At 62.4% G+C, this 18,743-nt stretch carries 16 protein-coding genes; 5 read left to right on the forward strand and 11 right to left on the reverse strand.

From position 1 onward, the window contains the following. Positions 1-29: 29 nt before the first annotated feature. Together RS897_RS28850 and RS897_RS28855 are read right to left on the reverse strand one after the other, a co-directional pair. Complete coding sequence (locus tag RS897_RS28850; protein ID WP_315832104.1) at positions 30-884, reverse strand: division plane positioning ATPase MipZ; 855 nt, start codon at positions 882-884, stop codon at positions 30-32. 181 nt (positions 885-1,065) lie between these two features. Continuing rightward, positions 1,066-1,530 carry an Lrp/AsnC family transcriptional regulator gene (locus RS897_RS28855; RefSeq protein WP_315832105.1) on the reverse strand — a complete coding sequence of 155 codons (465 nt, stop codon included), beginning with the start codon at positions 1,528-1,530 and terminating at the stop codon, positions 1,066-1,068. 138 nt (positions 1,531-1,668) lie between these two features. On the opposite strand from RS897_RS28855, the gene RS897_RS28860 reads away from it, so the two are divergent. Then, positions 1,669-4,068, forward strand: a complete 2,400-nt coding sequence (locus tag RS897_RS28860) for a transketolase (RefSeq protein WP_315832106.1) — start codon at positions 1,669-1,671, stop codon at positions 4,066-4,068. Between the two features lie 45 nt (positions 4,069-4,113). Here RS897_RS28860 and RS897_RS28865 read toward each other — a convergent pair whose 3' ends face one another. After that, entirely contained in the window at positions 4,114-5,076 is a 963-nt protein-coding gene (locus tag RS897_RS28865) for a LysR family transcriptional regulator (protein ID WP_315832107.1), read from the reverse strand. A 112-nt stretch (positions 5,077-5,188) separates the two neighbouring features. Here RS897_RS28865 and RS897_RS28870 point away from each other — a divergent pair, with 112 nt between their 5' ends. Next, positions 5,189-6,016, forward strand: coding sequence for an oxidoreductase (locus RS897_RS28870; RefSeq protein WP_315832108.1), 828 nt, complete (start codon positions 5,189-5,191; stop codon positions 6,014-6,016). 127 nt (positions 6,017-6,143) lie between these two features. On the opposite strand, the gene RS897_RS28875 is transcribed toward RS897_RS28870, so the two are convergent. The 7 genes from RS897_RS28875 to trhO all read right to left on the reverse strand — a co-directional run bounded on the left by RS897_RS28875 (position 6,144) and on the right by trhO (position 11,867). Continuing rightward, positions 6,144-6,845: an ABC transporter ATP-binding protein gene (locus RS897_RS28875; RefSeq protein ID WP_315838775.1), complete on the reverse strand. Its 702-nt coding sequence runs from the start codon at positions 6,843-6,845 to the stop codon at positions 6,144-6,146. Then, the gene (locus RS897_RS28880; protein WP_315832109.1) at positions 6,838-7,581 is read right to left on the reverse strand and encodes an ABC transporter ATP-binding protein; all 744 of its coding nucleotides are present in this window, start codon (positions 7,579-7,581) and stop codon (positions 6,838-6,840) included. The genes RS897_RS28875 and RS897_RS28880 overlap by 8 nt, the downstream gene beginning before the upstream one ends. Next, complete coding sequence (locus tag RS897_RS28885) at positions 7,578-8,507, reverse strand: branched-chain amino acid ABC transporter permease (RefSeq protein ID WP_315832110.1); 930 nt, start codon at positions 8,505-8,507, stop codon at positions 7,578-7,580. Before RS897_RS28885 ends, RS897_RS28880 begins: the two co-directional genes overlap by 4 nt. A gap of 1 nt (position 8,508) precedes the next feature. Then, positions 8,509-9,363, reverse strand: coding sequence for a branched-chain amino acid ABC transporter permease (locus RS897_RS28890; RefSeq protein WP_315832111.1), 855 nt, complete (start codon positions 9,361-9,363; stop codon positions 8,509-8,511). Positions 9,364-9,438: 75 nt separating this feature from the next. Continuing rightward, positions 9,439-10,662 (reverse strand): ABC transporter substrate-binding protein, encoded by a 1,224-nt coding sequence (locus tag RS897_RS28895; protein WP_315832112.1) that lies wholly within the window; start codon positions 10,660-10,662, stop codon positions 9,439-9,441. 226 nt (positions 10,663-10,888) lie between these two features. Further along, positions 10,889-11,104 (reverse strand): SlyX family protein, encoded by a 216-nt coding sequence (locus RS897_RS28900; protein WP_315832113.1) that lies wholly within the window; start codon positions 11,102-11,104, stop codon positions 10,889-10,891. Further along, a complete protein-coding gene (gene trhO, locus RS897_RS28905) occupies positions 11,097-11,867 on the reverse strand; it encodes an oxygen-dependent tRNA uridine(34) hydroxylase TrhO (RefSeq protein WP_315832114.1) in 771 nt (256 codons plus the stop codon). Before trhO ends, RS897_RS28900 begins: the two co-directional genes overlap by 8 nt. Positions 11,868-12,364: 497 nt before the next feature. Between trhO and RS897_RS28910 the strand changes: the two genes are divergently transcribed. Both RS897_RS28910 and RS897_RS28915 read left to right on the forward strand, forming a co-directional pair. After that, positions 12,365-15,544, forward strand: a complete 3,180-nt coding sequence (locus RS897_RS28910) for an efflux RND transporter permease subunit (RefSeq protein WP_315832115.1) — start codon at positions 12,365-12,367, stop codon at positions 15,542-15,544. Next, positions 15,534-16,733, forward strand: a complete 1,200-nt coding sequence (locus RS897_RS28915; RefSeq protein ID WP_315832116.1) for an efflux RND transporter periplasmic adaptor subunit — start codon at positions 15,534-15,536, stop codon at positions 16,731-16,733. Before RS897_RS28910 ends, RS897_RS28915 begins: the two co-directional genes overlap by 11 nt. A gap of 44 nt (positions 16,734-16,777) precedes the next feature. Here RS897_RS28915 and RS897_RS28920 read toward each other — a convergent pair whose 3' ends face one another. Next, entirely contained in the window at positions 16,778-17,686 is a 909-nt protein-coding gene (locus RS897_RS28920) for an NAD(P)H-binding protein (protein WP_315832117.1), read from the reverse strand. Between the two features lie 116 nt (positions 17,687-17,802). Here RS897_RS28920 and RS897_RS28925 point away from each other — a divergent pair, with 116 nt between their 5' ends. Next, positions 17,803-18,624, forward strand: coding sequence for a helix-turn-helix transcriptional regulator (locus RS897_RS28925; protein WP_315832118.1), 822 nt, complete (start codon positions 17,803-17,805; stop codon positions 18,622-18,624). Positions 18,625-18,743 lie beyond the last annotated feature (119 nt).

Raw genomic sequence — 18,743 nt, forward strand, 5'->3', positions numbered from 1 at the left:
GGTCCCGCGTGAAGCAGGACCCAATGTTCTCAGGCTGCGTCCCGAGCAACCACCCCAGTACTGGCCGTCACGTCGCCGAACCCCATCGTATTGAGCAGGTTCTGCATCTCAAGCCGCGCACTCACGTGCGACAGCGTGGGGCGAGTCCCCAGCGTGACTTCGTCGAGGTCATCGACAGCCGTCAGGCCGCGTGGAAAGAACTCGCGGAAGATCACCCGTTTCGCCAAGCCGTCGACGCAGCGGAAATTATTCATTTGCGAGAGTTCTTGCAGTCCCTCTCCGACCAGGCGCTTGTTGCGCGACGCCAACATCGAGAGGCGGTTGCGCAGCACGATCCAGTCGGTGGCAGCCTCATGAAGAAGCTGTCGCTGGCGGCGCGCCTCTTCGACCATCTCGGAATAGCGGCTGGTGCCGGTGACGCCGAAACTCTCGGGGTCGACGGTGCCGAGCACGTCGAAGTCGACGAAGCTGTCGTTCAGCGGCGTGATCAGGGTGTCGGCCAGGGAATGCGCCAGTCGCGCCAGATAGCTGTCGTGACCGGGCGTGTCGATGACAATGGCGTCGTACAAGCGCGCGAGTTCGGCGACAGTGTCCGACAGGGTCTTGCATCCGGCCGCCTCGTCCTCGGCAGTGGGATAGGCGACGCTGCCGAAACAAAAATGATCCGGCGTTTCCAGGTCGCGCGCGATCCGCTTGGCCCAGGCCCGTCTGTTCTCGATGTAGTGGGTGAAGCTGCGTTGCCTGAAATCGAGATCGATTGTTGCAACACGTTGCTGCGACTTGAGCAGCGCAATGGCAATGTTCATCGCGACAGTGGACTTGCCCGATCCACCCTTTTCGTTGCCCACGACGATGACGCGAGCAGTTGCGCTTTCAACCGACATCAGAGCAGCCCTCGAAGATCTGGTTGATGTATAGGATGTGCATGTATTGCAGGTTGCAGCAGTAGCTCTGATTCTTCCGGTTCCCGCAAGTTGTTCGCGATGATCTCATTGATTGAGATAAAGTTGTGAGCGCGCGGTGCGACAATTCGCAGATGCGAGTCGTTCGATCGCTGCGTGTGCGTCAGCGCACCGGCAGCGCGATCGAGTATTTCACCTGGCTCAGCGCGAAACTCGATTCAATAGAAGCGATTCCATCGAGCCGCGTCAGTTTGGTCTTCAGGAATGTTTCATAGGAGGCGAGGTCGGCGGCGACGACGCGCAGGAGATAGTCGCGGTTCCCCGTCATCAGATAACACTCGAGCACTTCTTCCCAGCGCGAGATCGCCTTGGCGAAACGATCGAGGTCCTCTTCCTTCTGTCGCGCCAGCTTGATCGAGATGAAGACGCTGACATGCAGCCCCAGCGACTTCTGGTCGACGGTGGCGATATAGCCGGTGATGACGCCGCGTTCTTCCAGCAGCTTGACCCGGCGATGGCAGGGCGAGATCGACAGGCCGACCTGATCTGCCAGCTCCTGCATGGTCACACGGCTGTCCGCCTGCAGCACGGCGAGGATCTTGCGGTCTATCGGATCGAGGTCGGTCATTGGGATAAATCGCCTGATTTTGCATCATTATTGGTAATTTATACCAATAATGTGCCGGCTGGCGAGTGTCTTTGGGAACGAACTGGATCACATTATGATTAGGCTCGTGCTCATCCAATCTGAGTCCCGGGTGATGTCATGTCGAACGCGCCGTCCCGTATCGAGATCCTTTCTGCCCTGACCCGCAAGGCGCTGTGGCTCTCGTCGTGGACCATCCACAACGCCAACCACATCCGTCCCAATGTCGACGGCTTGAAAGTCGGCGGCCACCAGGCCTCGTCGGCCTCGCTCGCCGCGATCATGTCGGCGCTGTATTTCTCCGTGCTCAAGCCGGAGGATCGCGTCGCTGTGAAGCCGCACGCAAGCCCGGTGTTTCATGCCATCCAGTATCTGCTGGGGCAGCAGACCCGCGACAAACTCGAGAACTTTCGCGGCCTGAAGGGCGCGCAGTCCTATCCGTCGCGTACCAAGGACACCGACGATGTCGATTTCTCCACCGGCTCGGTCGGGCTCGGCGTGGCGCAGACACTCTTTTCCTCGCTGGTGCAGTCCTACGTCACCGCCCACGGCTGGATGAAGGACCGGCCCGAAGGCCGCATGATCGCGCTGGTCGGCGATGCCGAGATGGACGAGGGCAACATCTTCGAGGCGCTGGCCGAAGGCTGGAAGCAGGGCCTGCGCAACACCTGGTGGGTGGTCGACTACAACCGCCAGAGCCTGGACGCGGTGGTGCGCGAAGGCCTGTGGGAAAAATTCGAGGTGATGTTCCGCAATTTCGGTTGGGACGTCGTCATCATCAAGTACGGCAAGCTGATGCGCCAGGCGTTCGCCGAGCCCGGCGGCGAAGCCCTGCGCAAATGGATCGATGGGTGCCCCAACCAGATGTATGCGGCGCTGTCGTTCCAGGGCGGCGCGGCGTTCCGCAAGCACCTTTTGGACGACATCGGCGATCAGGGGCCGGTGACGCGGCTGATCGAGAAGCGGTCTGACGCGGAATTGCTGGCGCTGATGTCGAACCTCGGCGGCCATGACGTGGAAACGCTGATCGACGCCTTCGAGGCGATCGATCACGACCGTCCGGTCTGCTTCATCGCCTACACCATCAAGGGCATCGGACTGCCGTTCCAGGGCCACAAGGACAACCACGCCGGCCTGATGACCGTCAATCAGATGGAAGCCTGGCGCGCCACCCAAAAGATTCGTCCGGGGCACGAGTGGGACAAGTTCGAGGGGCTGGACTTGCCCCCAGCCGTGCTCGAGGAATTCCTGTCCAACGTGCCATTCGCGCGCGAGGGACGCCGGCGGCTGCAGGCGCCGCAGATCCCGGTGCCAGATCGCCTGCCGTTCAAGCCGGCCGCGCGAATGTCGACCCAGCAGGGCTTTGGCCTGGTGCTGAGCGAACTGGCGCGCACCGATACGGAGCTGGCGGAACGCATCGTCACCACATCGCCTGACGTTACAGTCTCCACCAATCTCGGCGGCTGGGTGAACCGGCGCGGCTTGTTTGCCCGCGCCGAGCAGGCTGACGAATTCCGCAAGGAAAAGATCCCGTCGACCTTCACCTGGGACTTCTCGCCGAAGGGACAGCACATCGAGCTCGGCATCGCGGAGATGAACCTGTTCATCCTGCTGTCCGCGCTCGGCCTGTCTCATTCCATCAATGGCGCGCGCCTGTTGCCGGTCGGCACGCTGTACGATCCCTTCATCGAGCGCGGCCTCGATGCGCTGAACTATGCCTGTTACCAGGACGCGCGCTTCATGGTCGCGGCGACGCCGTCGGGCATTTCGCTGGCGCCGGAAGGCGGCGCGCATCAGTCGATCGCCACGCCTTTGATCGGCATGGCGCAAGATGGGCTGTCGTCGTTCGAGCCCGCCTTTGTCGATGAGTTGGCCGCGATCATGCGCTGGGGGTTCCAGCACATGCAGAAGGACGCCCAGAAGGACGTGTCAGACTCGACGCAGCCGGGGCAGGAGGGTGGCGGCTCGGTGTATCTGCGGCTGTCGACCCGCACCATCGACCAGCCGCAGCGCCAGCTCACGCCGGAGCTGGAAGCCAACATCACTGACGGTGCCTACTGGATGCGCAAGCCAGGTCCTAACGCCGAGCTGGTGATCGCCTATACCGGCACGATTGCGCCGGAGGCCATCGAAGCGACCGGACTGCTCGGCGATGGCCGCCGCGACATCGGGCTGCTGGCGATTACCTCGGCCGACCGGCTCTACAGCGGCTGGACCGCTTCACGCCGGCGCCAGCGCGAGGGCGCGCTGACCAGCATGAGCCATATCGAACGGCTGCTTGCGCCGCTGCCGCGCCATTGCGGCATCGTCTCGGTGATCGACGGCCACCCGGCGACGCTGGCCTGGCTCGGCGGCGTGCACGGTCATCGCGTGGAGGCGCTCGGCGTCGACCACTTCGGCCAGACCGGCACCATCGACGATCTCTATGCGCACTACGGCATCGACACCAACGCCATCATCGAAGCCGCTGAGCGGCTGACGCGCGGCGGACCGATCTTCCATCGCAAGGTGGCGGTCTGACAGCGGGCGTCACCCAGCCGCTTGGAGATTTTCTGAAGCGGCAACTCAGACGTGCCTGCGACGATCTGACGATCGCGCAGGCACGGGAGCGGCGGCACGTTTGCCCCTGCTGGCTGACTTCGCTTCTTCCCGCATCAACGCGATGAAAGCGCGAAGCCCGGCCGTCATATGCCGGTGACCGGGGTAATAAAGACGCAGCCCCGGGAATGGCGGCGTCCAGTCTTCCAGGACGGCTTGCAGGTGTCCGGCGGCGAGATGATCCGCCACCCAGAAGTCGCTGAGAAACGCCAGCCCCAGGCCTTCGAGCGCGGCTTCGATCATCAAGCCGTCGTTGTCGAGCGTGAGCCTGCCCGGGACATCCATGGTGATCTCTTCGCCCCGCTTTTCAAATTCCCAGCGGTAGAGTTTGCCGCCGGGCATGCGTCTGCGAATGCATTCGTGTGACAGCAAATCCGCAGGTGTCAGCGGCATCGATGCGCGCGCGAAATAGGCCGGCGCTCCCACCACGATAAAACGGGAATCCGGGCCGCAGGGGATCGCGATCATGTCCAGCGGAACGGATTCAGCCAGGCGAACGCCGGCATCGAAACCTTCCGCGACAATATCGATAGGACGGCCTTCCAACACCAGTTCGACATTCATGTCGGGATAGCGCCGAAGAAATTTCGCGACCACAGGGCGCAGGATCTGATGCGCGGCGCGTTCCTTCAGATTGATGCGAAGCGTGCCGGCGGGCGTGTCGCGAAACGCGTTCACGTCTTCCATCGCCCCGGCGATCTCGCTCAGTGCAGGACGCACCCGGGCGAGAAAGCGCTCTCCCGCTTCCGACAACGCCACGCTGCGGGTGGTGCGATTGATGAGGCGGACCCCAAGCCGTTTTTCCAGCCCGGCGATGGCGTGGCTGAGGGCGGACGGCGAAATGCCGAGTTCTGCCGCCGCGGCACGAAAACTGCGATGCGCGGAAATCGTGGCGACGGCATTCAGTTCGAAAAGACCGGTCTGTAACATTGTGCGATATCCTGCATCAGGTCATGCCATTTTATGCGTATTATTGCATCAATCAAGGTGCCCTATATCGAGCCGACGATCAGGATCGAACAGGCATTCCAAAGGCATCCCCATGGCAAAGACATTCCTCATCACAGGCGTTTCCAGCGGTTTCGGCCGGGCATTGGCGGAGGCCGCGGTGAACGATGGCCACATCGTCGCCGGCACCGTGCGTAACGACGCCGACAAGACAACATTCGAGGCGCTGGGCCGAAGCGCGCATGCGGTGATCCTCGACGTCACCAACACCGCAGCGATCGCGCCCGCGGTTGCCGGCATCGAGACCAGGATCGGCGCGATCGACGTTCTGGTGAACAATGCCGGCTATGGCCACGAGGGCATTCTGGAAGAATCGTCGATCGACGATCTGCGGCGCCAGTTCGAGGTCAACGTGTTCGGCGCCGTTGCGATGATCCAGGCGGTGTTGCCCTCCATGCGCAAGCGACGTGCCGGGCATATCCTCAACATCACGTCGATGGGCGGAATCATCACGCTGCCGGGCCTCAGCTATTACCACGGCAGCAAGTTCGCGCTGGAAGGGATATCCGAATCTCTTGGCAAGGAAGTCAAAGACCTTGGCATCAAGGTCACCGCGGTCGAGCCAGGTGGCTTCCGGACCGACTGGGCCGGACGATCGATGGTGCGAGCGGGACGATCGATCGGGGACTACGATGCTGTCATGGAGCCAGTCCGCAAGCGCCGCATGGAAATGAGCGGCCGGCAGGTCGGCGACCCCACGAAAGCCGCACAGGCGATGCTGAAAGTCGCCCTGTCGGACAATCCACCGGCGCACCTGCTGCTCGGAAGCGACGCCGTGCGGATGGTCGAAGAAAAAATCAAATCGCTGCAGGCCGAATTCGACGCATGGAAAAGCGTTTCGCTGTCCACCGATGTGACCTGAATAATTGAAACCTCAAGAGTCCCGGGCGCAACACACTCAGCCTTGTCGCGCGTCCGGGGCATGTATGGTTCGACATCCGCAGGTCCGGTGGCTCCTGCTGCCGGCGGGCTGTGCCCTGGCTCATGCGTCAGATCCCCAGATAGATCTGGCGGATATACTCATCATCCGCGAGTTCAGCGGCCTTGCCCTCGCGCACCGTGCGGCCGTGCTCCAGCACATAGACCCGGTCGGTGATCCGCAGCGTCGAGGTTGCATCCTGCTCCACGATCAGGATCGCGGTGCCGTCGCGGCGGATCTGCTCGACCGCGTCGAAGATCAGTTTCTTCAGTCGCGGCGCGATGCCCACTGAGGGCTCGTCGAGCAGCAAGAGTTCAGGCCGTCCCATCATGGCGCGGCCGATCGCCACCATCTGCTGTTCGCCGCCGGACAGGGTGCTGGACTGCTGGGTCTGTCGTTCCCGCAGCACTGGGAACAGCGCGAACACCCGTTCCAGGTCCTGTTCGATCTCCGCCTTGTTGTTGCGGAGATAAGCGCCGAGCTGCAGGTTTTTCAGCACCGACAGTTCCGGAAACAGTTTGCGCCCCTCGGGGCAGTGGCAGATGCCGCGCGCCACCACATGATAAGCCGCGAGACCGTCGAGCGCCTGGCCCTTGAACGACAGCGATCCCTTGGAGGGAATGGCGCGCGAGATCGCCTTCAGGAGCGTGGTCTTGCCGGCGCCGTTCGGGCCGAGCACGCCGACCAGTTCGCCCTTGTCGACATGGATCGAGACGTCTTCGATCGCCAGCGCCTTGCCATAACTGACGCTGAGGTTTCGGATATCAAGCAGAGGCACGGTGGTCCTCCGACTGTCCGATATAGGCCTCGATCACCCGGGGATGGCGCACGATCTCCGACGGCGGTGAGATGGCGATGATCTCGCCGAAATTCATCGCGATCACCCGCGACACCAGCGCCATGAACTCGCGCAGCTTGTGCTCGATCAACAGGATCGTCAGGTCCTCCTCGCGGTGCAGCTTGCGGATCAACTGTGCCAGCGGCTCGATCTCGCTGCTGCCGAGGCCGGCGAAGGGCTCGTCGAGCAGGAGCAGCTTCGGCCGCGTTGCCAGTGCGCGTGCGATTTCCAGCCGCCGCAGATCGCCATAAGGCAGTGTCTCGACCGGCTCGCGGCCTTTGCCGCCGAGGCCGACTTGCTCCAGCAATTGCTGTGCGCGGGCTTCCTTGTCTTTGTCGGCGTGGGCGCGGGGCGAGAGACAGGCGACCACAACGTTTTCCAGCACGTTCATGCCGACAAAGGGACGGGTGAGCTGGAAGGTGCGGGCGATGCCGCGATTGACGATCTTGTAGGGCGCGAGGCGCTGCAGCCTCTCGCCCTCGAACATCACGCTGCCGGTGTCGAACGAGATGAAGCCGGTCAAGAGATTGAACAGGGTGGTCTTGCCGGCGCCGTTGGGCCCGAGGATTCCCGTCAGCTCGCCCTTCTGCAGGGTGAAGGAGACATTTTTCACGGCGGTGAGGCCGCCGAAGCGCTTGGAGACGCCGTCGACTTCGAGAAGGGCACTCATCGCCAGCGCTCCGTCAGCCGCCGCCACGCCGGCGCGATCAGCCCGTTGGGCAGGAAGAACAGGATCAGCATCAAGGTGAGGGTGTAGATCCAGAGCCGGTATTCGCCGAAGCCGCGCAACATCTCGGTGAGCAGGGTCAGCAGGATGGCGCCGACGGCGGCGCCGTAGATCGAGCCGATACCGCCGACATACACCATGATGATCACGGTGATGGACACGACCACCGAGAACAGCGGCGGACTGACCTGGAGTTGGTAGTGCGCGTAAAGCGCGCCGCCGAGGCCGGCAAACGCAGCCGAGATCGCCAGCGACGCGATCTTGTAGAAGGTCGCGTTGATGCCAGCCGCCTGGCAGGTGGCTTCGTCGCCGCGGATCGCCCGCAGCAGCAAGCCCCAGTGCGAGTGCGCCAGTGCTGTGAGGATCGCGACCGTGACCACCAGGATGGCCAGGACGAACCAGTAGTAATGCAGCGGGTTCTTGATCAGCGGATCGAGACCATAAAGCCCTTCCTCGCCGCCGGTGTACTCCCAGAAGATCAGGCAGAGCCGCTGCAGGATCGCGGACGCGGACAGCATCGCCAGCGCGAAGTAGGGCCCCCGCAGCCGCAGTGTCGGGAAACCGACGATGATGCTGAAGATGACAGCGACCGCGACGCCGGCCGGCAGGCTGTACCAGGGATCGGTGAACCAGGTCGTGCCCATGAAGCCGGCGGTGTAGGCGCCGGCGCCGATGAACAGCGAATGGCCGAAATTCTCCCGGCCGGTCAGGCCGGACATGAAGTCCCAGCTCGCCGCCCAGATGCCGTAGATGGCGCACACCGTCAGCACGCCGGTGAGATAATTGCTGGCCACCAGCATCGGCAACAGCGCGAGAATGGCGACGAGGATCACGGCGCCGGTGAGATCGATCAGTGCATTGCGCCGCATGCTAAAATGCCGCCCGCCGGCCGAGCAGGCCCGACGGCCTGACCATGAGAGTGATGACGACGGCAACGAGCGATACGAGTTCGGTCCAGGACGTCGAGACGAGGTAAGCGACGATGGTCTCGGAATATCCCAGCAGCAGCGACGCCAGGATGCTTCCGGGGATCGAGCCCAGGCCGCCGACAATCACAATGGCGAACGCCTTCACCATCGGCAGCAGCCCCATGGTCGGCTGCACCGTGAGGAACGGCGACACCAGCACGCCGGCCAGCGCCGCGGTGCCTGCCGAGATCGCCATCACGATGGAGAAGATGCGGTTGGTCGGGATGCCCATGTATTCCGCCGCCTGCGGGTCCTGCGATACCGCGAGAATGGCGGCACCGAGCCGGGTGCGCTGGATGAACAGCCACAGGCAGCACAGCATCAGCACCGAGGCTACCAGCGCCAACAGCCGCTGGCCGCTGATGTCGACGCCGCCGATGCTGAGCTTGTCGGCGACAAAGCTGGGCACATTGCGGTATTCGGAGCCGAAGGTGATGAACAGGCCCTGTTCGACCGCCAGCGACACCGCAAGGGTGATCATCAGCACCGCAAGCTGCGAGTGCCGCAGCGGGCGAACCAGATAGCGCTCCATCACCACGCCAAAGCCCGCCACCAGCAGCATGGCAAGCGGCGCCGCGATGAACAGCGGCAGCTTGAAAATGGCGGTGAAGACGTAGGCCGAATAGGCGCCGAGCGCGTAGAACGAGCCGTGGGCCAGATTGAGGATGCGGGCGACGCCGAAGATGAGGGTGAAGCCGACCGCCAGCATGGCGTAGATCGCGCTGGAGACCGCACCATAGATCAGGATTTGAAGCATGTGACCTGCATCGAACCGAGTTCAGTAAATGGCCGGACCCGATTGAGGTCCGGCCATCGTTCGAAACACAGGCTGTCAGTTGCTCAGCCAGGGCGGGTTGATCATCTTGCCGGTGGCGGCTTCCTTCGGCCACACCACCACGCGCGCGCCGTCCTTCTGCCACTGCACGAACAGCAGGTTTTGCAGGCCGGGGCCGGTCTTCACATCATGGGTCTCGTCGAACACCAGCTTGCCGGCGATGCCGACATGGTCGGTCTTCTCGAGCTCCTTGATGACCGCGTTGGGATCGGTCGACTTGGCGCGGGCGACGGCGTCGGCATAGACGTAAACAGCGTCGTAGGCGCCGATGCCGGTATAGACGGGAGCGGTTCCGAACCGCTTCACGAATTCATCCCAGAACGGGATGGTCTTCGGGGTCAGCGGGGCGCGGATCGCGAACAGGCCGACGGTCTCCGAGTTGGCCTTGCCGCCGACGCGGGTGAAGAAATCGGCGTCCTGGCTTTTCACGTCGATGCCGCCGATCGGAATTGGCACCTGGGCGTCATGCCACTGCTTGACGAAGATGTCGGACGAGGCGTGCGACAGGATCACGATCAGGTATTGCGCGCCGCTGTCCTTGACCTTGGCGAACAGCGGGGAGAAGTCGGAGGTCGAGGTGTCGAACAGCTCGGCCATCTTCACTTCGGTGCCGCCGTCGGTCGCGCCCTTCTTCAGGATCGGCACCAGGTCCTGCACCCATTTGGCGTTTTCACCGACAATGGCGATCTTGCTGAGCTTGAGATCGCCTTTAAGCTTGCCGTTGATGAAGTCGACCAGCGCGCGGGCCTGGTGCGCCGCGTTGATCGGGAAGGCGCGGAAGATGTATTTGTAGTTCTCGTAGTCGCTCTTGACCTTCGCCGTGATCGCGGGCGATGCAGCGCCGACCCCGATATAGATGGTTTTGGCGTTGGAGATATGCGGCAACTGCGCCAGCGTCACGCCGCTGGTGTAGCCGCCGATCAGGACGTCGACCTTGTCGTCGGCGGTCAGCTTCTTGATCGCGGCGATGCCCTGTTCCGGATTTTCGGTCTCATCCGCGACCACCAGTTCGATCTTGCGGCCGAGCAGGCCGCCCTTGGCGTTGATTTCGTCCGCCGCGATCTTGGCGGCATTCTGGGTGTCGCGTCCGACCTGGAGCTGGATCGAGGTCGGGATGCCGATCTTGATGGGTGGTTGCTGGGCTGACGCCGGCGCCGCGAAGATGAGTGCGCCGAAACTCACGACACTCGCGGATGCGAGCAGCTTCAGAAATGGTCGCATGTCGTTACTCCCTCAAGCATCTGGATTTGACTCCGATGCGTTTATTTTTGGGAGTTTCAGAGTGCCCGTCGGGAAAAGATCAAGTCAAGGGGTGAATGCCCGGCTGCGGCAACGTCTGCTCATTTCAGCATTGTGCAATGCAAGGGGAGGCCGTCATCGATCGGCGGATCGAAAACCGGCAAGTGCTTGCTCGTTTTAAACGTTTGACTGAATTGCCCGCCGCTGCTCAATAATGTGGCGGTGGCGGTTCCTGCTGGGCTGATACACCTGACTTGCTTTCCGCGTCCTGCACGCGATCGGTCAGGCGGGCGACCTCGCGCTTCAGCGCATCGATCTGGGCCCACTGCGCTGTCACAGTCTTGTTCAACGTCTCGATGATCTCGTCCTGGTAGGCGACGCGGATTTCGAGGGCGTCGAGCCGGTCGGTTGCCACATCACTCATCGCACGAGCCGCTGGTTTCCGTTTCACGAACGGGTGTCTGCTCGACAAGTCCATGTCCGAGCGCGACGCGCTCGTCGAACACGAAGCAGCCGCCGCGCCAGCGGCTGTCCGATTCCGGAATATCCTCGAGATATCTGAGGATGCCCCCCTTGAGGTGATAGACCTGTTCGAAGCCGTGCGACAGCAAATAGGAGCTGGCCTTCTCGCAGCGGATGCCGCCGGTGCAGAACATTGCGATCTTCTTGTGCCTGGCGGGGTCGAGCGCGGACTTGGCGAAGTCGCGGAAGTCGCTGAAGCGCGCCATCTTCGGGTCCACGGCGCCTTCGAAGGTGCCCATCTCCACCTCGAACGCATTGCGGGTGTCGATGACAAGCACATCCGGCGCGGCCAGCAGCTCATTCCAGTCGGCGGGCGCCACATAGGTGCCGACCCGGCGGGTGGGGTCGGCTATGTTGTCGCCGAGGGTGACGATCTCCTTCTTGAGGCGGATCTTCAGCCGGCGGAACGGCATGTCCGTTGCGGTCGATAGTTTCAGTTCGAGGCCGTCGAGCCGGCCGCCGAACAGGGGGCCGTTTCGCAGCTCATCGACGAAGCGGTCGATCGCGTCGGGCAGGCCGCTGATGGTGCCGTTCAGGCCCTCATGGGCCAACAGTAGGGAACCCTTCAGTCCGAGCCCTTCGCAAAGGTCGCGCAATGGTTCCCGCAGCGCACGGAAGTCCGGCAACGGGACGAATTGATAAAGGGCTGCGACCGCATAAGGCATTTGCGCGCTTTAGCATCTCCCGAACGCCTCGAAAACGGGCCATTGCAGTTGCGGTATCCTATTTGCACCACTTCACTTTTTCGAGACGTCGTTGCGGCGCCCGATAGCGGTCTGGTATATCAGTTGGGCGAGGGGATTCCTAAAAAACAACAGACATGTTTGACTTGGCCGCGGATCGGGGAATGGCATGCCGATGATCGGCCCTGTGTGAGCTTGAGCTGGGGGAACGGCAGACCCTGACGTCGAGCCATAAAGTACTGAATTTATGAATCCTGTTCATATGATTATGCGGCCCGGGACGGCTAATCGCGTCGGTTCGGTCGCCTTAATTAGAGGTCGCAACCCAGACCGCCCACCGGGGAAGTTGCAATGACAAAGGTGGGATCGAGAGACGACATGCGTGATGTGGGGCGCCGTTTTGAAACAGCGGCGCGGTGGGGATTCCAGAATCAACCAGGGCGCGTCCATGGCCGCGCGGCAGGGATAACGGCGCGCCGATGATCAATCTTGTTCGCATCGCGCTGACGCGCCCTTATACATTCGTCGTGCTGGCCCTGCTGCTCCTGATCGTCGGGCCGCTCGCCGCCTTGCGCACCCCGACCGATATTTTCCCCGAGATCCGCATTCCGGTGATCGGCGTGGTCTGGCAGTACACGGGTTTGCCGCCGGATCAGATGTCCGGGCGTATCACGACGCCGTTCCAGAAGGCGCTGACCACCACCGTCAATGACATCGAGCACATCGAAGCCAACTCCTACAACGGCTTCGGCATCATCAAGATCTTCTTCCAGCCCAATGTGGACATCCGCACCGCCAATGCGCAGGTGACGGCGATCTCGCAAACCCTGCTCAAGCAGATGCCGCCGGGTGCGACGCCGCCGCTGGTCCTGAACTACAGCGCCGCCACGGTTCCGATCCTGCAGATCGCACTGGCCGGCGAGGGGCTGACCGAGCAAAATCTCGGCGACCTCGCCATCAATGTGGTCCGCACCCCGCTGGTGACCATCCCGGGCGCCGCGATTCCCTATCCGTTCGGCGGCAAGCAGCGCCAGGTCCAGATCGATCTGGATTCCGGCGCCATGCAGGCCCGCGGCCTCTCCGGGCAGGACGTCGCCAATACGCTGGCGGCCCAGAACCTGATCACCCCGGTCGGCACCCAGAAGATCGGCAGTTTCGAATACACGATCCAGCTCAACAATGCGGCTGCGAGGCTGGAGGATCTGGGCAACCTGCCGATCAAGGCGGTCAACGGCGCGATGGTCTATCTGCGCGATGTCGCCCAGGTCCGCGACGGCAACCCGCCGCAGACCAACATCGTGCATGTGGAGGGCAACCGCTCGGCGCTGCTGCAGGTGCTGAAGAACGGCTCGGCCTCGACGCTGGCGATCATCGCCGGCATCAAGCAGACTCTCGTGCAGATGAAGGACACGCTGCCCGAGCAGCTCAAGATCTCGCTGCTGGCCGACCAGTCGGTATTCGTACGCGGCGCCATCACCGGGGTTGCGGTCGAAGGCGCCATCGCGGCGGCACTGACCAGCATCATGATCCTGCTGTTTCTCGGCAGCTGGCGCTCGACCGTGATCATCGCAACCTCGATCCCGCTGGCCATTCTCGGCGCGATCATTGCGCTGTCGCTGATCGGCGAGACGCTGAACATCATGACCCTCGGCGGTCTTGCGCTGGCGGTGGGCATCCTGGTCGACGACGCCACGGTGACGATCGAAAACATCAACTGGCATCTCGAACACGGCAAGGATGTCGAGACCTCGATCATGGACGGTGCGCAGCAAATTGTGACGCCGGCCTTCGTGTCGTTGCTCTGTATCTGCATCGTGTTCGTGCCGATGTTCTTCCTCGACGGCGTCGCCCGCTTCCTGTTTGTGCCGATGGCCGAAGCGGTGATGTTCGCGATGATCTGGTCGTTCATCCTGTCGCGCACCCTGGTGCCGACCATGGCGAATTACCTGCTGCGCGCCCACGACACCGATGCCCATGACAAGCCGCCCTCGCGCAATCCGCTGGTTCGGTTCCAGCGCGGATTCGAAGCCGGTTTTGAAAAATTCCGTGCCGGCTATCGCGGCCTGCTGGAAATGGCGCTGGCGCATCGCGCCGTCTTCGTCGGCGGCTTTCTGGCGTTTGTCGGGGTGTCGTTCCTGCTGACGCCGTTCCTGGGGCGGAATTTCTTTCCCGCCGTCGATACCGGCCAGATCCTGATGCATGTCCGCACCCAGGTCGGCACCCGGGTCGAGGAAAGCTCGTCGCAGTTCGCCGATATCACCAAGGCGATCCGCAAGCTGATTCCGGCCAGTCAGCTCGACACCATCGTCGACAACATCGGCATGCCGATCAGCGGCATCAACATGACCTACAACAACACCGGCGTGATCGGAGCCCAGGACGGCGATATCCAGATCAAGCTGAAGGAAGACCATCGCCCGACGGCGGAGTATGTTCGCCTGCTGCGCGAGGAGCTGCCGCGGGCGTTCCCTGGTACCACCTTCGCCTTCCTGCCGGCCGACATCGTCAGCCAGATCCTGAACTTCGGTGCGCCGGCGCCGATTGATCTGCAGATCCGTGGCGCCAATCTTCCGGCCAACTTCACTTACGCTAACTTGGTGCTGAACAAGATCCGCCATATCCCGGGCGTCGCCGACGCCCGCATCCAGCAGTCGCAGAGCAATCCCACCTTCAACGTGGATGTGGATCGCACCCGCGCCCAATACATCGGACTGACCGAACGCGACGTCACCAACAGCCTTGTGGTGAATCTTGCCGGCAGCTCGCAGGTGTCGCCGACCTACTGGCTCAATCCGGACAACGGCATTTCCTATCCGATCGTGATGCAGACGCCGCAGTATCAGATCGACTCCTTGGGCGCTTTGCAGACGCTGCCGATCACCGCGACGGGCATCAGCTCGCTGCCGATCCTTGGCGGCATCGCCAACATCTCGCGCACCACGTCGAATGCGGTGGTGTCGCAATACAACATCCAGTCGATGGTGCAGATCTACGCCACCACCCAGGATCGCGACCTTGGCGCCGTCGCGGCCGACATCCAGAAGGTGGTTGCCGATACCGCGAAGGATGTGCCGAAAGGCAGTTCGGTGGTGCTGCAGGGGCAGGTGAAGACCATGAACAGCGCCTTCTCCGGGCTGCTGTTCGGCCTGCTCGGCGCCATCGTGCTGATTTATCTGCTGATCGTGGTCAATTTCCAGTCATGGTCCGATCCGTTCGTGATCATCACGGCGTTGCCTGCGGCGCTCGCCGGCATCGTCTGGATGCTGTTCACGACCCAGACCACGCTATCGGTGCCCGCTTTGACCGGCGCCATCATGTGCATGGGCGTCGCCACCGCCAACAGCGTGCTGGTGATCAGCTTCGCCCGCGAACGCCTTGAAGAATTGGGCGACCCGATCGCGGCGGCGCTGGACGCCGGCTTCGTCCGGTTCCGCCCGGTTCTGATGACCGCGCTGGCCATGATTATCGGCATGGCGCCGATGGCGCTCGGGCTCGGGGAGGGCGGCGAACAGAACGCCCCGCTCGGCCGGGCTGTGGTCGGCGGCCTGATTTTCGCAACAATTGCAACCCTGCTGTTCGTTCCCGTGGTATTCAGTCTGGTCCATGGGAAACGGCAAACCCCTTCTGCTGCGCCAACGGAGACGCCCCATGCCGCCTGAACAACCCGCTTCCGCAATCAGCGGCCGGAAGCTCAGTATTGTCGGCGTGGTGGTCGGCATTGGCCTGATTGTCGTGGTCGTGACCGGCATCGTGGCTCGCGAGAAGGGCGATGCGCATCTGCGCGAGTGGACCGAGACCCAGTCGATTCCGACCGTCGCGGTCGCCCCACCGGGCAGCAAGACGCTGACCCCGGCACTCAACTTGCCCGGACGGCTCGAGGCTTACTCCCGCGCGCCGATTTTCGCGCGCGTCAGCGGTTATGTGACCAGTTGGAAAGTGGACATCGGCGCGCGCGTGAAGTCCGGCGATCTCCTGGCTGAGATCGAAGCCCCGGATCTCGACCAGCAGTTGCTGCAGGCCCGCGCCGATCTTGCGAATGCGCAGGCCGCGGCCAAGCTCTCGGAAGCAACCTTGAAACGCCGGCAAACCCTGCTGACGCAGAATTTCGCATCACAGCAGGACGTCGACGAGCGCACCGCCGACCTGAACAGCAAGAACGCGCTGGTCAAGTCCGGCCAGGCCAATGTCGACCGGCTGGAAGCGCTGGCTGCCTACAAGCGGCTGACGGCGCCGTTCGACGGCATCGTCACCGCGCGTGATACCGACGTCGGCGCCCTGATCAACGCCGGCAACGGTGGTGCCGCGATGTTCGTGATTTCGGACATCAAGAAGCTGCGCGTCTATGTCAACGTTCCGCAGAATTATGTGCCGTCCATCAAGATCGGCACCAAGGGCTCTATCACCGTTCCGGAATATCCGGAGCGCGCGTTCCAGGCGGTGGTGGAATCCTCATCCCAGGCCGTCGATGTGTCGTCGGGTACCACCCGCATGCAGCTCGGTGTCGAGAACGACAAGGGCGAGCTCTTGCCCGGCAGCTACAGCAATGTGCGGCTGGATCTGTCACGCGACGTGCAACCGCTGCACATTCCGGCCAGCGCATTGATCTTCGACCAGAACGGCCTGCGTGTCGCCACCGTCGGCGCGAACGATCGCGTGCTGTTCAAGAAGGTGACGATCGCGCGCGATCTCGGCCGCGAGATCGAGATCGCAACGGGACTTGCCGCCGACGACCGGGTGATCCTGACGCCGCCGGACGGATTGGCCGACAACGATCAGGTGCGCATCGCTGGCGCGCCACAACGCAAGAACGTTCCGACAGCGTCCGCTGCGCAGGATGGCAAGAGCTGACGTCTGCGGCGGTCCGCTGATATCGGGCCGCCGCCATGACGTCATTAGCGGTCCAAATTCCCCTGGTTCTGATCTGCCAAGGTGTCCTGGATCATCGTTTCGAGGCTGCTGGCGCGGACGCCGAGGAGTCGCTCGGTATCATCCGCGTCGACCAGCAGCGGTTTGTCGAACAGGTAGGACATCTCGATGGCTTCCCTGAAGCCAAGTCCTTCCAGTTCGATCGATGTGAGCCGGCGCAGTTCAGGCGCTTCGCGGTTGAGGGCAATTGCGAACTTTCCAATCAGCTCGCGGATTGACGCGTTCTGCGTTGGCACATGAAACGCATGCCCCCATGGCCCGGTATAGTGCGCGGCCGCCACCAGCGTCTTCGCGGTGTCCCTGGTAAACGACCAGGCGTGGAGCGCGTCTGGATCCCCCGGAAACTGGACCGCTTCATTCCTAAGAAGGGAGGGCAATGCAAGCAGCGAAAAATACGTGACCGCTCCCCGGCCCAGATAGTCGCTGGCCCGGACCTCGACGGCAGGAACGTTCGATCGGACAGCACGCTGCCACATCACGTTTCGAACCGCGCCCTTTCTCGTGGTCGGATCCGGCGTCAGGTCTGGTCGAAGGGGGATTGTGGCGTTTTCACCATAGGCGTACAGATTGCCGAGAATGACGATCTTGGCGCCCACCGCCTCGGCGGCCTTGACTGTCCCGTCCATGATCGGAAAGAAGTCCGTCGGCCATCGGTGGTAGGCGGCCATGGCGCACATCAGGATCGCGTCCGCGCCTTTGCTGATCCCAGCCAATTGCATTGCATCGCTGGCATCTGCCGAAACGGTGCGCACGGAGTTTGTCTCCAGCGAACCTGCGTTCCTGCTGGTCAGAACGACATGGTGTCCTTCTTCCGCAAGAAGGCGTGCTGTCTCACGACCGACAGGGCCAGCTCCAACAACGACATAAAAACTCATTTCCGGATCCTCAGCGCTGATTCCAAGAAATCAGCTTTAGCGCTTGGTGCCGTTGAAATTCGAGCACGATCCGCCAAATATTGGATACGTTCCGCCAAGAGTTCGAGAAGTAGCCAATGCGTCCTCAGATCGATTCAGCTCCATGGTCGACCGCCGTCAGTATTGCATCAACGCATGGCGAGCCGGGCTCGCATCCGTTGCCGGCGATCGATGCTCATCGGATCAGAGTGCACCTCAGTCCCGCCACCCGTTCCTTTTGTCGCGAGACGGGATACCCGGCTCTGCGCGAAGTGGGCGACATCGACCTCATTCCATCCGGAACTGCTGGCGGATTCGATGCGGAGACAGCCTACGAGTCGCTTGAGATCCGTCTTTCGCCCACGGTACTGGATCGTGTCGCAGCCGAGATCGGGCGCCCCGCAAGTGCCGGGGCGTTTGAAATGCGCCATATGCTGCGCAACGACCGAATTTTCTTGTTGGCTCGAGCTCTCGAAAATGACCTCACGGCGAGTTCGCCAAGCGGAATCTTGTATGCCGAGAGCGTCGGCGTCGCGCTGGCAATTCAGCTGCTCGGCCTGACTGAAGATCCACCCGCGCGTGCGATCCGCCTTTCCCCCAATCAGCTCAAGCGAGTGCTGTCCTATATCGACGCTCACCTGGATCAGCCTCTCACGCTCGAGACATTGAGCCGGGAGGCTGGCGTCAGCAGTTCGCATCTGCGGACATGGTTCAAGGTGGCCACGGGCCTGACGGTTCATCGCTACGTTTTGCGGAGAAGAGTGGAGCGGGCGCGTGTGCTCCTGCTTCAAGGAGCTCTAAGACCAAGCGAGGTCGCGCTGGAGGTCGGCTTCGCCCACCAATCCCATCTGGCACGATGGATTCGCCGGGAATTCGGTTGCACACCAAATAGCCTGCGTCGAACGCGACCTTCGAGATGAGCGCTGTGTCCGGCATTTTAACGATTCTCGACCGGAAACGTTAATCATACCTCTTAAGCTCCGGGAACCGTTTTTGCTGTCTAATCCTCTGCGATGAGTAGCTGAGTACGCGTATCGCT

Source organism: Bradyrhizobium prioriisuperbiae (genome assembly GCF_032397745.1).
Classification (GTDB): Bacteria; Pseudomonadota; Alphaproteobacteria; order Rhizobiales; family Xanthobacteraceae; genus Bradyrhizobium_A; species Bradyrhizobium_A prioriisuperbiae.

Bases quoted from the DNA above. Each gene is read 5' to 3' on its own strand.
- RS897_RS28850 (WP_315832104.1), bottom strand. From the start codon at position 884: ATGTCGGTTGAAAGCGCAACTGCTCGCGTCATCGTCGTGGGCAACGAA.
- RS897_RS28855 (WP_315832105.1), bottom strand. From the start codon at position 1,530: ATGACCGACCTCGATCCGATAGACCGCAAGATCCTCGCCGTGCTGCAG.
- RS897_RS28860 (WP_315832106.1), top strand. From the start codon at position 1,669: ATGTCGAACGCGCCGTCCCGTATCGAGATCCTTTCTGCCCTGACCCGC.
- RS897_RS28865 (WP_315832107.1), bottom strand. From the start codon at position 5,076: ATGTTACAGACCGGTCTTTTCGAACTGAATGCCGTCGCCACGATTTCC.
- RS897_RS28870 (WP_315832108.1), top strand. From the start codon at position 5,189: ATGGCAAAGACATTCCTCATCACAGGCGTTTCCAGCGGTTTCGGCCGG.
- RS897_RS28880 (WP_315832109.1), bottom strand. From the start codon at position 7,581: ATGAGTGCCCTTCTCGAAGTCGACGGCGTCTCCAAGCGCTTCGGCGGC.
- RS897_RS28885 (WP_315832110.1), bottom strand. From the start codon at position 8,507: ATGCGGCGCAATGCACTGATCGATCTCACCGGCGCCGTGATCCTCGTC.
- RS897_RS28890 (WP_315832111.1), bottom strand. From the start codon at position 9,363: ATGCTTCAAATCCTGATCTATGGTGCGGTCTCCAGCGCGATCTACGCC.
- RS897_RS28895 (WP_315832112.1), bottom strand. From the start codon at position 10,662: ATGCGACCATTTCTGAAGCTGCTCGCATCCGCGAGTGTCGTGAGTTTC.
- RS897_RS28900 (WP_315832113.1), bottom strand. From the start codon at position 11,104: ATGAGTGATGTGGCAACCGACCGGCTCGACGCCCTCGAAATCCGCGTC.
- trhO (WP_315832114.1), bottom strand. From the start codon at position 11,867: ATGCCTTATGCGGTCGCAGCCCTTTATCAATTCGTCCCGTTGCCGGAC.
- RS897_RS28910 (WP_315832115.1), top strand. From the start codon at position 12,365: ATGATCAATCTTGTTCGCATCGCGCTGACGCGCCCTTATACATTCGTC.
- RS897_RS28915 (WP_315832116.1), top strand. From the start codon at position 15,534: ATGCCGCCTGAACAACCCGCTTCCGCAATCAGCGGCCGGAAGCTCAGT.
- RS897_RS28920 (WP_315832117.1), bottom strand. From the start codon at position 17,686: ATGAGTTTTTATGTCGTTGTTGGAGCTGGCCCTGTCGGTCGTGAGACA.
- RS897_RS28925 (WP_315832118.1), top strand. From the start codon at position 17,803: ATGCGTCCTCAGATCGATTCAGCTCCATGGTCGACCGCCGTCAGTATT.